Genomic DNA, 13,997 nt, shown 5'->3' with positions numbered 1-13,997 from the left:
TGGTTCGGCACTCTGGCAGCCGCCACTGAACCGGTAAAGTCGCTATTTCGCCAAGGCTGTCGAAAGATTTCGCAATACTGCCGACTCAAGGACTGGACCGGTTTAGGAGTGCGCATGCTGGAGGCCACACCGCTCACCGACGGCTGGATCCTGCGACACCCCGATGGCTCCGGACGTGCGCTGTCCGCCTCGGTGCCCGGGTGCGTCCACACCGATCTGCTGGCGGCGGGGCTGATCCCGGACCCCTTCCTCGGGCGGAACGAGACCGAGGTGGCGTGGGTGGGGCGCCGGGAGTGGACGTACGAGATCGGGCTGTCCGGCTCCGGGACGGTCGGCCACGACCAGACCGACCTGGTCTTCGACGGGCTCGACACCGCCGCCGAGATCCGGCTCGACGGCCGGCTCCTGGGCTCCGTACGGAACATGCACCGCTCGTACCGCTTCGACATCACCGGGATGAGCGGCCGGCTCTCGGTGCGCTTCGCCTCCGCGTACGCCGAGGCCGAGGCGGTGCGTGAGCGGCTCGGGGACCGGCCGGGCGCCTATCCCGAGCCCTTCCAGTTCATCCGCAAGATGGCCTGCTCCTTCGGCTGGGACTGGGGGCCGACGCTCGTGACCGCCGGTATCTGGCGGCCCGTTCGGCTGGAGCGCTGGTCGACCGCGCGTATCGCCCGCGTACGGCCGGTGGTGACGGTCGACGGTACGACGGGGCGGGTGGAGCTGCTCGTCGACGTGGAGCGGGCGGCCGTCGAGGCGGGGCTGCGGCTGGAGGCCCGGGTGGGCGGCGACGGCGTCCGGGCGGTCGCCGAGGTCGAGGGCGCGAGCGGGGTCGTGCGGCTCGACGTGCCCGACGTGGAGCTGTGGTGGCCGCGCGGATACGGCGAACAGCCATTGTACGAGGTCGAGTTGACCCTGTACGACGAATGCCGGGGCGAGTCGCTGGATGTGTGGCGGCGGCGGATCGGGTTCCGGACCGTGGAGCTGGACCGGCGTACCGATGAGCACGGCACCGGGTTCACCTTCGTCGTCAACGGCGAGCGGCTGTTCGCACGCGGGGTGAACTGGATCCCGGACGACGTCTTCCCGTCCCGGATCACGCGTGAGCGGTACCGTGAGCGGCTGCGGCAGGCGGCCGACGCCGGAGTGGATCTGGTGCGCGTCTGGGGTGGCGGGATCTACGAGAGCGAGGACTTCTACGACGCCTGTGACGAGCTGGGGCTGCTGGTCTGGCAGGACTTCCCGTTCGCGTGCGCGGCCTATCCGGAGGAGCAGCCGCTGCGGGGCGAGGTGGAGGCCGAGGCGCGGGAGAACGTCGTACGGCTGATGCCGCATCCCTCGCTGGTGCTGTGGAACGGCAACAACGAGAACCTGTGGGGGTTCCGGGACTGGGAGTGGGAGGAGCGGCTCGCCGGGGAATCGTGGGGCGAGGGGTACTACCTGGGCGTACTGCCGCGTGTCGTCGCCGAGTTGGACCCGACGCGGCCGTACACGGCGGGCAGCCCGTGGTCGGGGTCGTGGGAGCGGCACCCCAACGATCCGGCGCACGGCACCCACCACTCCTGGGAGGTGTGGAACCGGGAGGACTACGCCGAGTACCGGGCGAACGTGCCGCGGTTCGTCGCCGAGTTCGGATGGCAGGCACCGCCGGCGTACGCGACGCTGCGGCGGGCGCTGGGCGAAGGCGAGTTGTCGGCCGACTCGCCCGGGATGCTGCACCACCAGAAGGCCGATGACGGGAACGGGAAGCTGCAGCGGGGGCTCGCGCGGCATTTCGCCGTGCCCGAGGGCGACTTCGACCGCTGGCACTATCTGATGCAGGTCAACCAGGCGCGGGCCGTCGCCACAGGGATCGAGTACTGGCGGTCGCTGTGGCCCGTGTGCGCGGGCACGGTCGTGTGGCAGCTCAACGACTGCTGGCCGGTGACGTCATGGGCGGCGATCGACGGGGACGGGCGGGAGAAGCCGCTCTGGCATGAGCTGCGGCGGGTGTACGCGGACCGGTTGCTGACGCTTCAGGTGCGGGGCGGGGTATTGGCGTTGGCGGTCGTCAATCAGGCACGGGACGCGTGGGCGGCGGAGGTGCGGCTGCGGCGGATGTCCGTGGAGGGGGACGTGATCGCCTCGGCCTCGGACGTGAGGGTCACCGCCGGTGCCCGTACGGTCGCCGAGGTGCGGGTGCCGCGTGAGCTGGAGCCCGTCGGGGCGAAGGAGTTCCTGGTCGCCGACGCGGACGGGGTGCGGGCGCTGCACTTTCCGGCGCCGGATCGTGACGTGCCTTATGTACGGCCGGAGTTCGACGTCGAGGTCGGTCCGGGGACGGTGATCGTGACCGCCCGGACCGTCGTACGGGATCTGCTGTTGCAGGCGGACCGGCTGGCGTCGGCGGCTCGGGCCGACACCGGGCTGGTCACGTTGTTGCCCGGGGAGCGGGTCACCATCGGGGTACGCGGATGGGAGGGCGTTCCTGACGTGGCTGCCGTGCGAGAGGCGCTGTATTGCGTGGAGCCGGGGCGATGAGCACGCCGCCGACTCCGCGCGTGACCATCAAGGACGTCGCCGCCCGTGCCGGGGTGTCCAAGGGTGCGGTGTCCCTCGCGTTCAACCGTAAGCCGGGGCTGTCCGACGCCACGCGGGACCGGATCTTCGCGGCGGCACGAGAACTCGGGTGGGCGCCGAATCTGGCGGCGCGGTCGCTGTCGAGTCAGCGGGTGGATGTGGTCGGGCTGGCGATCTGCCGGCCCGCGAAGCTGCTGGGGCTTGAGCCGTTCTACATGGAGTTCATCTCCGGGGTGGAGAGCGTGCTGACCGAGCGGTCCTGTTCGCTGCTGCTGCGACTGGTGCGCAATCTGGACGAGGAGGTGGGGCTTCAGGACGCGTGGTGGCGGGGGCGGCAGGTGAGTGGGTCGATCCTCGTCGACTTCCGCGCGGATGATCCCCGGGTGGGGACCGTGGAGCGGCTGGGGATGCCGGTGGTGGCCGTCGGGCATCCGTCGCTGACCGGGGGGCTCACGTCGGTGTGGACGGATGACGCCACCGCCGTGACGGAGGCCGTGCGGTATCTGGCGGCGCTCGGGCATCGGCGGATCGCCCGGGTGGGGGGTGCGGCGGCGTTGGGGCACACGGCCATCCGTACGGCGGCGTTCGACGAGGCGGCCAGGGCACTGGGGCTGGCCGGGGCTTGGCAGGTGGCGACCGATTTCTCGGGGGAGGCGGGGGCTCGGGCGACGCGGTCGCTGTTGACCGGGGCGGATCGGCCTACGGCGATTTTGTACGACAACGACATCATGGCTGTGGCGGGGCTGTCGGTGGCGGGCGAGATGGGGTTGCGGGCGCCGGAGGATGTGTCGTTGTTGGCTTGGGACGATTCACAGCTCTGTCGGCTGACGCGGCCGACGTTGTCCGCGATGAGTCATGACGTGCACGGGTTCGGGGCGGAGGTCGCGCGGACGTTGTTCGGGGTGATCGCCGGGGACGGGGAGTCGCATCCGGTGGCTACGCCTGTGCTGGTTCCTCGGGGGTCCACAGCGCCTGCCCCTTGATCGCCACAGGGGGCTGCGGGTGTGTCGGGGCTGGTCGCGCAGTTACCCACGCCCTTAGGGTAGGTGCATGTAACCGGCGGTAACACGTCAATCCCATGTGACCTTCGCCGCTCCCCCGCCCAGGGGTGTGCAGCACTGTTACTCGTAAGTAGCATGGGCCTGAGCGAGCGCTCAGCGCATCGTGCAGATCCCGCACCCCTTGGAGGAGAGCCATCGTGCCTCGTACCGTCAGGGACGTCGTCTTCGTCGACGGCGTCCGCACCCCGTTCGGCAAGGCGGGCCCGAAGGGCATCTACCACGAGACCCGCGCCGACGACCTCGTCGTGAAGGCGATCCGGGAGCTGCTGCGCCGCAACCCCGGTCTCGACCCGAAGCAGATCGACGAGGTCGCCATCGCCGCGACCACGCAGATCGGTGACCAGGGGCTCACCCTCGGTCGTACGGCCGGCATCCTCGCCGGGCTGCCGCAGTCCGTTCCCGGTTACTCCATCGACCGGATGTGCGCGGGCGCGCTGACCGCCGTCACCACCACCGCCGGTTCCATCGCCTTCGGTGCCTACGACGCCGTCATCGCCGGTGGTGTCGAGCACATGGGCCGCCACCCGATGGGCGAGGGCGTGGACCCGAACCCGCGGTTCGTGAGCGAGAAGCTGGTCGACGAGTCCGCGCTGTTCATGGGCATGACCGCCGAGAACCTGCACGACCGCTACCCGACGATCACCAAGCAGCGCGCCGACGAATACGCCGTGCGCTCGCAGGAGAAGGCCGCCAAGGCGTACGCCAACGGCAAGATCCAGCAGGACCTGGTGCCGATCTCGGTGCGCCGCACCAACGCCGAGGCCGGTGAGACCGGCTGGGGTCTGGTCACCGCCGACGAGCCGATGCGTCCGGGTACGACCATCGACAACCTCGCGGGCCTGAAGACGCCGTTCCGTGTGCACGGGCGGGTCACCGCCGGTAACGCGGCCGGTCTGAACGACGGCGCGACGGCTTCGATCATCGCGAGCGAGGACTTCGCCCGCGAGAACGACCTGCCGGTCAAGATGCGCCTCGTGTCGTACGCCTTCGCGGGCGTCGAGCCGGAGGTCATGGGCTACGGCCCGATCCCGGCGACCGAGAAGGCCCTCGCCAAGGCGGGGCTGTCGATCGACGACATCGGCCTGTTCGAGATCAACGAGGCCTTCGCCGTCCAGGTCCTGGCCTTCCTGGAGCACTACGGCATCGCCGACGACGACGCGCGCGTCAACCAGTACGGCGGCGCCATCGCCTTCGGCCACCCGCTGGCCTCCTCCGGTGTCCGGCTGATGACGCAGCTGGCCCGTCAGTTCGAGGAGCAGCCACACGTCCGCTACGGCCTGACCACCATGTGCGTCGGCTTCGGCATGGGCGCGACCGTCGTCTGGGAGAACCCGCACTTCGAGGGGGACAAGTGAGCACCACCGCTGAGCTTTTGAAGGGCGCGGCCGAGCTGTTCCCCGACGAGGTCGTGACGTCCGCGCACGTACGCCACCTCGACCTGCCGTTCGGGGCCGGGCGCTTCGCCCTGATCACGCTGGACAACGGCTTCGACCACACCAAGCCGACCACCTTCGGCCCGGCGTCGCTGGCGAACCTGAACACCGCCATCGACCAGGTCGAGAAGGAGGCCGCGGCCGGCGAGATCGTCGGTGTCGGTGTCACCGGCAAGCCGTTCATCTTCGCCGTCGGCGCCGACCTCAAGGGCGTCGAGCTGCTCAAGGAGCACGAGCACGCGCTCGCCATCGGCAAGGGCGGCCACGAGGTCTTCAAGCGGCTGGCCGCCCTCGCGGTCCCGACCTTCGCGTACTACAACGGTGCCGCGATGGGCGGCGGTGTCGAGGTCGGTCTGCACTGCACCTACCGGACCGTCTCCAAGGCGCTCCCGGCGTTCTCGCTGCCCGAGGTCTTCCTCGGTCTCGTCCCGGGCTGGGGCGGCTGCACGCTGCTGCCCAACCTGATCGGCGCCGACAAGGCCGTCACGGTCATCGTCGAGAACTCGCTCAACCAGAACAAGCAGCTCAAGGGCCAGCAGGTCTTCGAGCTCGGCATCGCGGACGCGATCTTCGAGGGCGCTGACTTCCTGGAGCAGTCGCTGGTCTGGACGGCGAACGTCCTGAAGGGTGACGTCGAGGTCGAGCGTCCGGTCATCGACCGCGGTGAGGCCTGGGACCAGGCCGTCGCGCGCGGCCGGTTCATCGCGGACGGCAAGGTGCACGGGGCGGCCCCGGCCGCGTACCGCGCGCTGGACATCATCGCCGCCGCCAAGAACGGCGACCTCCAGCAGGGCTACGACGCCGAGGACGTGGCCCTCGCCGACCTGATCATGGGTGGCGAGCTGCGCGCCGGCATCTACGCCTTCAACCTGGTGCAGAAGCGCGGCAAGCGCCCGGCGGGCGCGCCGGACAAGAACCTGGCCCGCCCGGTCACCAAGGTGGGTGTCGTCGGCGCCGGTCTGATGGCCTCCCAGCTCGCCCTTCTCTTCCTCCGCCGCCTGGAGGTGCCGGTCGTGCTGACCGACATCGACCAGGAGCGCGTCGACAAGGGTGTGGGCTACGTCCACGCCGAGATCGACAAGCTGCTCGGCAAGGGCCGTATCAACCAGGACAAGGCCAACCGCCTGAAGGCCCTGGTCACCGGTGTCCTGGACAAGGCCGAGGGCTTCGCGGACGCGGACTTCGTCATCGAGGCCGTGTTCGAGGAGATCGGGGTCAAGCAGCAGGTGTTCGCGGAGGTCGAGGCGGTCGCCCCGGCGCACGCGATCCTCGCCACCAACACCTCGTCCCTCTCGGTCACCGAGATGGCGTCGAAGCTGAAGAACCCCGAGCGGGTCGTCGGCTTCCACTTCTTCAACCCGGTCGCGATCCTGCCGCTCCTGGAGATCGTCCGGGGCGAGGCGACCGACGACGCCTCACTCGCCACGGCCTTCGCCGTCGCCAAGAAGCTGAAGAAGACCGCGGTCCTGGTGAAGGACGCCCCGGCGTTCGTCGTCAACCGCATCCTCACCCGCTTCATGGGCGAGATCCAGAACGTCATCGACGAGGGCACGCCGGTCGACGTGGCGGAGAAGGCGGTCGAGCCGCTGGGTCTGCCGATGTCGCCGCTGGTCCTGCTGGAGCTGGTCGGCCCCGCCATCGGTCTGCACGTCTCCGAGACCCTGGGCGGCGCCTTCCCGGACCGCTTCAAGGTCTCCCCCAACCTCAAGGCCGTCGTCGAGGCCGGCAAGCGCGGCTTCTACGTCTATGACTCCGGCAAGCCGGAGCTCGACCCCGAGGTCGCCGCGCTCCTCAAGCAGGGCGATGTCGTCCTGACCGAGGAGCAGGTGCGGGCCCGCGTCCTCGACGCCGTCGCCCAGGAGATCGGGCTCATGCTCGACGAGGGTGTCGTCGCCGAGGCCCAGGACATCGACCTCTGCCTGATCACCGGCGCCGGCTGGCCCTTCCACCTGGGCGGCATCACGCCGTACCTGGACCGCGAGGGCGTCAGCGAGCGGGTGAACGGCAAGAAGTTCCTGGAGCCGGGCGTGGCTTCGGTTCCGGCGTAACGGCCGTGATGCCCAGATGAAGAGGGCCTCCGCTTTCGGGCGGAGGCCCTCTTCCGCTTCATGCGTTCACGGCCGGACCTACGCCCCGCGCAACGCCCCCGGATGCCGCGCGCACCACCCCGCCCAGGCCGAGGTCACCATCGCGCGGACGTCGTACCGCGCCGACCAGCCGAGTTCCTCGCGGATGCGGTCCGCGGCGGCGACCACGCGGGCCGGATCGCCGGGCCTGCGGGGGGCGGACACCGGGGCCGCGGCCGGACCGTAACCGGTGACCTCGCCGATCAGTTCGATCATCTCGCGTACGGAGACGCCCTCGCCGCGTCCGATGTTGACCGTCAGGTCGCTGCCGGGCTCGCGGCCGGTGAGGGCGCGGGCGGCGGCCAGGTGGGCGGAGGCGATGTCCTCGACGTGGATGAAGTCCCGTACGCACGTGCCGTCCGGGGTGTCGTAGTCGTCGCCGAAGATCACCGGCGCGGCGCCCTCGGTGAGCTTCTCGAACACCATCGGGATCAGGTTGAAGACCCCGGTGTCCGCGAGGAGTTCGTCGGCGGCGCCCGCCACGTTGAAGTAGCGCAGCGAGGCGGTCCGCATGCCGTGCGCGCGGCCGGCGGCGCGCACCAGCCACTCGCCCGCCAGCTTGGTCTCGCCGTAGGGGTTGATCGGGGCGCAGGGCGTGTCCTCGGTCACCAGGTTCACGTCGGGCATGCCGTACACGGCGGCCGAGGAGGAGAAGAGGAAGTTCCGTACGCCGGTGTCGGCGGCCGCTTCGAGGAGGGTGGCGAGGCCCTGGACGTTCTCGCGGTAGTAGTGCAGCGGCCGTGCGACCGACTCGGCGACCTGCTTCTTCGCGGCGAGATGGACCACACCCTCGATCCCCAGGTCGGCGAGGGTACGGCGGAGCGGTTCGCCGTCCAGCACGGAACCCTTCACGAAGGGCACGCCGCGCGGGACGCGGCCGGGGTCGCCGGTGGACAGGTCGTCGTACACCGCGACCCGCTCGCCCGCGTCCAGCATCGCGCGCACGACGTGCGCCCCGATGAACCCCGCTCCGCCTGTGATCAGCCACGTCATGGCTTCATACTACGAACCACTTCGTGGAGATCGACTTCGCCGGCCCTACGAGAGGTCCGCGCGACAGGGACGACAATAGGGACCCATGACGACACTCGTGATCATCGACGCCGCCAACGTCATCGGGTCCGTCCCCGACGGCTGGTGGCGCGACCGGCGCGGCGCGGCGGAACGGCTGCGCGACCGGCTCGCCCGCGACGGGATCCCGGGCCGGTCCGACACCGTGGAGATCGTGCTCGTCGTCGAGGGCGCGGCGCGGGGCGTGGAGCCCGTGCCGGGCGTACGGGTGGCCCCGGCGCCCCGCAGCGGCGACGACCGCATCGTCGAACTGGTCGCCGAGGAGGGCCACGACCGACCCTGCCTCGTCATCACCGCCGACCGTGAACTCCGTCGAAGAGTAGAGGAGTTGGGCGCCGAGGTGGCGGGCCCGCGCACGGTGAGCGGTCAGCCCTGAGAGACCGCTCGGGCCGGTACTCCGGTCAATCCTGACCGAACCCGTCCCCCGCGCGGACGTACAGCACCGCCCCGTCCAGCCTCCCGGCCTCCTCGTACCCGCCGGCCAGGATCCGCCGCAGTGACGGCATCCTTTCCGGGGCGTACGGCTTGTCGCGTGAGTCGTCCACGACCAGGGCCGGTGGCCGGCTCGCCATCTCATCCCGGAAGATCTTCCAGGCGCCCTCCACCCCGTACCGCTCCCCCACCTGTGGTCCGTCCCGGCCTCCGCTGTAGTTGGTGAGCAGGCCGGCGGTCAGATAGCGGGTGGCCGGGTGGCGGTCGGCGAGCCAGTACGTCTCCGGGTGTATGCCCCAGACCAGGACCCGGTCGGCGGGTGCCGTGCGGCGGGCGATCTCGGCGGCGAGGCGGTGTGCGTGGGCGAGTTCGGGGCGGGGTGCGAGCAGGCCCCAGGCCAGGAAGAGCGCACCGCAGCAGCCGGAGACGAGAAGAGCTCTCGCCCACCTCTCGCCCGGCGGGTTTCGCAGGGCGGAAGTGCCCAACAGCGCTACGGGCGGGACGAGTTGCAGGTAGTAGTGGCCGAAGAAGTGGAAGCCGAGAGCCACCGCCAGCGCCGACGAGCCGAGCCACAGCCACAGGTCCACCGAGCCGGTGCGGGTGGCGGTCCGCAGTACCCGCACCACCGGCGGGATCAGCCCCGCACACGCCACGCCCAGAATCGCGGTGTTGGTCAACGCCCTTGCCAATACGTGGAGTTCGGACCCGGTGAAGGAGGCGTACGCGCCGGATCCGGTCACGGTCCAGAACAGGAACCCGGCGGGGTCGGTGAGTGCCGCCGCGCCCAGGACCGGCACGACGGCGCCGACTCCCAGCCGTACCACGCCACTTCGGTGCGCACCGGACCGGTACAGCAGCCAGAGCACCGGCATCAGCACCGCCCCGCCCGTCTGCTTGGCCAGGAACGCGCAGCCGAGCGCCACACCCGCCGCACTCCACCGGCGCCGGTCCGCGCACCACATCGCGCAGGCCGTGAAGGGCAGTATGAAGACCTCGAAGAGCGCGGCCTGGGCGTCCTCCGGGTTGAGCCCGATGGACGTCAGCAGATACAGGACACCCGCCGTACGCCCCTCCCTGTCACCCCAGCGGCGCCGGGCCAGCGAGGCCAGCAGGACGGCGGTCACCAGCTGCGCGCCGGTCGCGAGCACCCGTACCGGGGTCAGCGAGTCGTCGCCGAACACCGCGAACGACGCCGCGTACAGCCACGGCACCAGCGGCGGCTTGCGGTCCACGACCGTCTCGTACAACTCTCCGCCGTCCGCCAACAGCCGTGCCTGTACGGCGAGATAGCCCTCGTCCGGGTTCCACAGCGGCGGGACGAAGGACGGGATCCGGGTGACGCAGGCCAGCGCGGCGAGCACCGGGAGCAGCCGTCTCCAGTAGTCGGCCCCCGGCCGCCCGGGCGCGGAGCGTGACGGCACGAGGAGCGTGACGAGCATGAGCGGCACGCTATCCGGCCCCGTATACCCGCCTGAAGCGGAACATACGGGGCCGGAGAGTTCAGAGAAATCAAACGCTCGACCGAAGGTCGACTACCGTTCGTCACGCCCCGGCGGCTTGAGGACCTCGCCCACCGTGGTCTCCTCGTGGCGTCCCAGGCGACTGTGCGAATAGCCGTAGAGGAAGTAGACGACGAAGCCGGCGGCCATCCAGCCGGCGAAGCGCAGCCAGGTCTCGGCGGGCAGGTTGAGCATCAGCCACAGCGAGGCGAGCACCGACAGGATCGGAATGACCGGCACCCACGGGGTGCGGAACGCCCGGTGCAGATCGGGGCGGGTCCTGCGGAGGATGATCACGCCGATCGCGACGACCACGAAGGCGAACAGGGTGCCGATGTTCACCAGGGCGGCGAGTTCGCTCAGCGGAGTGAAGCCGGCGAGGACCGCGATGACCACGCCGAGCAGAATGGTCGGCCGGTGCGGGGTCTTGAACCTCGGGTGGACATGGGAGAAGAAGCGGGGCAGCAGTCCGTCGCGGCTCATCGCGAAGAAGACGCGGGTCTGGCCGAGCAGCAGGATCATGCAGACCGTCGTCAGGCCGACGGCGGCGCCGAAGCTGATGAAGCCCGCGAACCAGGGATGCCCGGTGGCCTTGAAGGCGTCGGCGAGCGGCGCGCTCACGGACAGCTCGGTGTAGTGCTGCATACCGGTCACGACGATCGACACGGCCACGTACAGGGCGGTGCAGATGAACAGGGAGCCGAGGATGCCTCGGGGCATGTCGCGTTGCGGGTTCCTGGTCTCCTCGGCGGCCGTGGCGACGACGTCGAAGCCTATGAAGGCGAAGAAGACGACGGAGGCGGCGGTGAAGATGCCCATCACCCCGAAGTTGGAGGGCGCCCAGCCGAATATCAGCTGGATGAGCGGGGACTGGAGGCTCTCGCCCGCCGGTACCTCCTGCGCCTTCGGTATGAACGGGTCGTAGTTGTCGCCTTTGATGAAGAAGGCGCCCGCGATGATCACGGTGAGAACGACCGTCACCTTGATGGCGACGACGAGCGAGGTGACGCGCGCGGAGAGCTTCGTGCCGAGCACGAGGATGCCGGTGAGGACCAGCACGAGCGCGGCGGCGAGGATGTCGAAGCCGAAGTCACCGGTCCCTTCCCTGGGGCCGAGCGCCGCCGGCATGTCCCAGCCCGCGTTGTCCATCAGCGAATGGATGTAGCCGGACCAGCCGACCGCCACCACCGCCGTCCCCAGCGCGAACTCCAGCACCAGGTCCCAGCCGATGATCCAGGCGGGCAGCTCACCGAGCGAGGCGTACGAGAAGGTGTACGCGGATCCGGCGACCGGGACCGTGGACGCGAACTCGGCGTAGCACAGGGCGGCGAGCGCGCAGACGACCCCGGCCACGACGAAGGCGAGGGCTACGGCCGGGCCGGCGTTGTTCTTGGCGACCGTGCCGGTGAGGACGAAGATGCCGGTGCCGATGATGACACCGACGCCGAAGACCGTCAGATCGAGCGCGGACAAGGATTTCTTGAGCGCGTGCTCTGGCTCCTCGGTATCGAGGATGGACTGCTCGACCTTCTTCGTCCGGAAGAGTGTGCTGCTCACAGGCGTACCTCCCACGCTTGTCGTCCTCGACATGATCGAGAGGGGGCGATGGGGGTCCCCCCGGTCGAGCGCAGCCGAGACTGGGGGAGCGTATGCCCCGGCGCGGGCGGTTTCACGCGAATGGGCCGGTCTCCCCATCCGTTACGGATGGGGAGACCGGCCCGTTCGGACTCGGCTTCGTACGTCAGTCGCGCATCGGCTTCGTACGTCAGGCACGCATCGGCTACGTCAGTCGCGCGCCGGCTCCGCCTCGACCGCGGTGTCGTCGAACCGGCCGTCGAGCTTGGAGACGAGCCCGGTGACCTGGCGGGCGATGTCGGGGGCGGTGAGCCCGATCTCGGCCAGGACCTCGGCGCGGGAGGCGTGGTCGAGGAAGCGCGGCGGGATGCCGAAGTCACGCAGCGGGATGTCGACGCCCGCGTCGCGCAGCGCCTGCGCGATCGCCGAACCGACGCCGCCGACCCGGGAGTTGTCCTCCACGGTGACGACCACGCGGTGCTTGTCGGCGAGCGGGGCCATGTGCTCGTCGACGGGCTTGACCCAGCGCGGGTCGACGACGGTGGTGGTGATGCCCTGCTTGTCGAGCAGGTCGGCGATCTCCAGGCACATCGGGGCGAGGGCGCCCACGGAGACGAGCAGCACGTCCGGGTTGTCGGTACCCGGCTCCCGCAGCACGTCCATGCCGCCGATCCGGCCCACGGCGGGTACGGCGGGGCCGACGGCGCCCTTGGAGAAGCGGACCACGGTCGGCGCGTCCGTGACCTCGACGGCCTCGCGCAGCTGGGCGCGCACCTGCTCGGCGTCACGCGGTGCGGCGAGCCGGAGCCCCGGCACGACCTGGAGGATCGACATGTCCCACATGCCGTTGTGCGAGGCACCGTCGGTACCGGTGACACCGGCCCGGTCCAGTACGAAAGTCACACCGCACTTGTGGAGGGCGACATCCATGAGGACCTGGTCGAAGGCACGATTGAGGAATGTCGCATACACCGCGAACACCGGATGCAGGCCGCCCGTGGCGAGTCCCGCCGCCGACACGGCAGCGTGCTGCTCGGCGATGCCCACGTCGTACACCCGCTCGGGGAAGACCTTGGCGAACTTGTCGAGGCCGACCGGCTGGAGCATGGCCGCCGTGATGGCGACGATGTCCTCGCGCTCCTTGCCGAGCTTGACCATCTCCTCGCCGAAGACGGAGGTCCAGTCGGCGCCGGAGGAGGCGATCGGCAGGCCCGTGTCGGGGTGGATCTTGCCGACGGCGTGGAAGCGGTCCGCCTCGTCCTGGAGGGCGGGCTGGTAGCCGCGGCCCTTCTCGGTGAGGCAGTGCACGATGACGGGACCGCCGAACCGCTTGGCGCGGGACAGCGCGGACTCCAGGGCCTCGATGTCGTGCCCGTCGATCGGCCCGACGTACTTGAGCCCCAGGTCCTCGAACATGCCCTGGGGGGCGATGAAGTCCTTCAGCCCCTTCTTGGCGCCGTGCAGGGTGTCGAAGAGCGGCTTGCCGACGACCGGGGTGCGGTCGAGGATCTCCTTGGTGCGGGCGAGGAACCGCTCGTACCCGTCGGTGGTCCGCAGCGTGGCCAGATGGTTCGCGAGGCCGCCGATGGTCGGGGCGTACGACCGCTCGTTGTCGTTGACCACGATGACCAGCGGGCGGTCCTTGGCCTCGGCGATGTTGTTGAGCGCCTCCCAGGCCATACCGCCGGTCAGCGCGCCGTCACCGATCACGGCGACCACATGGTCGTCGCGTTTGAGCACCTGGTTGGCCTTCGCGAGCCCGTCGGCCCACCCGAGGACCGTCGACGCGTGGCTGTTCTCGATGACGTCGTGCTCGGACTCGGCCTGCGAGGGGTAGCCGGACAGGCCGCCCTTCATCTTCAGCTTGGAGAAGTCCTGACGGCCGGTGAGCAGCTTGTGAACGTAGGACTGGTGGCCCGTGTCCCACAGCACCTTGTCCTTCGGCGAGTCGAAGACGCGGTGCAGCGCGATGGTGAGCTCGACCACGCCGAGGTTCGGTCCGAGGTGACCGCCGGTCTTGGACACCGCCTCCACGAGGAAGGTCCGGATCTCCTCCGCCAACTGGTCCAGCTGCTCCAGGCTGAGCCGGTCCAGATCGCGCGGTCCCCTGATGCGGGTCAGCAGCGGCACCCGTGCCTCCTTGCGGTAGTGCGTTTCGAGCGTTTCCGGGCTCGTCGAAGTCTAATCTTCCGCGCACAGGGCCAATCCCCGGGCACACCAAAGGGGCACGGGGAACTGCGCGAC

General features: G+C 70.0%; 9 protein-coding genes. 5 read left to right on the top strand and 4 right to left on the bottom strand.

Annotation, left to right across the window (positions count from 1 at the left end; genetic code table 11):
• Positions 1-114 precede the first annotated feature (114 nt).
• From CES90_RS32800 to CES90_RS32785, 4 genes are all read left to right on the top strand, one after another.
• Positions 115-2,517 carry a glycoside hydrolase family 2 protein gene (locus tag CES90_RS32800; RefSeq protein ID WP_189780497.1) on the top strand — a complete coding sequence of 801 codons (2,403 nt, stop codon included), beginning with the start codon at positions 115-117 and terminating at the stop codon, positions 2,515-2,517.
• Positions 2,514-3,539, top strand: coding sequence for a LacI family DNA-binding transcriptional regulator (locus CES90_RS32795; RefSeq protein ID WP_189780498.1), 1,026 nt, complete (start codon positions 2,514-2,516; stop codon positions 3,537-3,539). Before CES90_RS32800 ends, CES90_RS32795 begins: the two co-directional genes overlap by 4 nt.
• Before the next feature lie 215 nt (positions 3,540-3,754).
• Positions 3,755-4,972, top strand: a complete 1,218-nt coding sequence (locus tag CES90_RS32790) for a thiolase family protein (RefSeq protein WP_189780499.1) — start codon at positions 3,755-3,757, stop codon at positions 4,970-4,972.
• Positions 4,969-7,098: a 3-hydroxyacyl-CoA dehydrogenase NAD-binding domain-containing protein gene (locus CES90_RS32785; protein WP_189780500.1), complete on the top strand. Its 2,130-nt coding sequence runs from the start codon at positions 4,969-4,971 to the stop codon at positions 7,096-7,098. Before CES90_RS32790 ends, CES90_RS32785 begins: the two co-directional genes overlap by 4 nt.
• A 78-nt stretch (positions 7,099-7,176) precedes the next feature.
• Here CES90_RS32785 and galE read toward each other — a convergent pair whose 3' ends face one another.
• Positions 7,177-8,169, bottom strand: a complete 993-nt coding sequence (galE, locus tag CES90_RS32780; protein WP_189780501.1) for a UDP-glucose 4-epimerase GalE — start codon at positions 8,167-8,169, stop codon at positions 7,177-7,179.
• 85 nt (positions 8,170-8,254) lie between these two features.
• Here galE and CES90_RS32775 point away from each other — a divergent pair, with 85 nt between their 5' ends.
• The gene (locus CES90_RS32775) at positions 8,255-8,623 is read left to right on the top strand and encodes an NYN domain-containing protein (RefSeq protein WP_189780502.1); all 369 of its coding nucleotides are present in this window, start codon (positions 8,255-8,257) and stop codon (positions 8,621-8,623) included.
• A 25-nt stretch (positions 8,624-8,648) separates the two neighbouring features.
• Here the strand turns inward: CES90_RS32775 and CES90_RS32770 are convergent, their stop codons facing one another.
• From CES90_RS32770 to dxs, 3 genes are all read right to left on the bottom strand, one after another.
• The gene (locus CES90_RS32770) at positions 8,649-10,118 is read right to left on the bottom strand and encodes a glycosyltransferase family 39 protein (protein WP_189780503.1); all 1,470 of its coding nucleotides are present in this window, start codon (positions 10,116-10,118) and stop codon (positions 8,649-8,651) included.
• Positions 10,119-10,211: 93 nt separating this feature from the next.
• The gene (locus CES90_RS32765; RefSeq protein ID WP_189780504.1) at positions 10,212-11,735 is read right to left on the bottom strand and encodes an amino acid permease; all 1,524 of its coding nucleotides are present in this window, start codon (positions 11,733-11,735) and stop codon (positions 10,212-10,214) included.
• Between the two features lie 228 nt (positions 11,736-11,963).
• Positions 11,964-13,883: a 1-deoxy-D-xylulose-5-phosphate synthase gene (gene dxs / locus CES90_RS32760; RefSeq protein ID WP_189780505.1), complete on the bottom strand. Its 1,920-nt coding sequence runs from the start codon at positions 13,881-13,883 to the stop codon at positions 11,964-11,966.
• Positions 13,884-13,997 lie beyond the last annotated feature (114 nt).

This window comes from Streptomyces capitiformicae, from assembly GCF_002214185.1.
Lineage (GTDB): Bacteria > Actinomycetota > Actinomycetes > Streptomycetales > Streptomycetaceae > Streptomyces > Streptomyces capitiformicae.
This window is presented reverse-complemented; position numbering and strand designations above follow the sequence as displayed.

Excerpts from the sequence above, each read along its gene's own strand:
- CES90_RS32800 (WP_189780497.1), top strand. The coding sequence starts at position 115 with ATGCTGGAGGCCACACCGCTCACCGACGGCTGGATCCTGCGACACCCC.
- CES90_RS32795 (WP_189780498.1), top strand. The coding sequence starts at position 2,514 with ATGAGCACGCCGCCGACTCCGCGCGTGACCATCAAGGACGTCGCCGCC.
- galE (WP_189780501.1), bottom strand. The coding sequence starts at position 8,169 with ATGACGTGGCTGATCACAGGCGGAGCGGGGTTCATCGGGGCGCACGTC.
- CES90_RS32775 (WP_189780502.1), top strand. The coding sequence starts at position 8,255 with ATGACGACACTCGTGATCATCGACGCCGCCAACGTCATCGGGTCCGTC.
- CES90_RS32770 (WP_189780503.1), bottom strand. The coding sequence starts at position 10,118 with ATGCTCGTCACGCTCCTCGTGCCGTCACGCTCCGCGCCCGGGCGGCCG.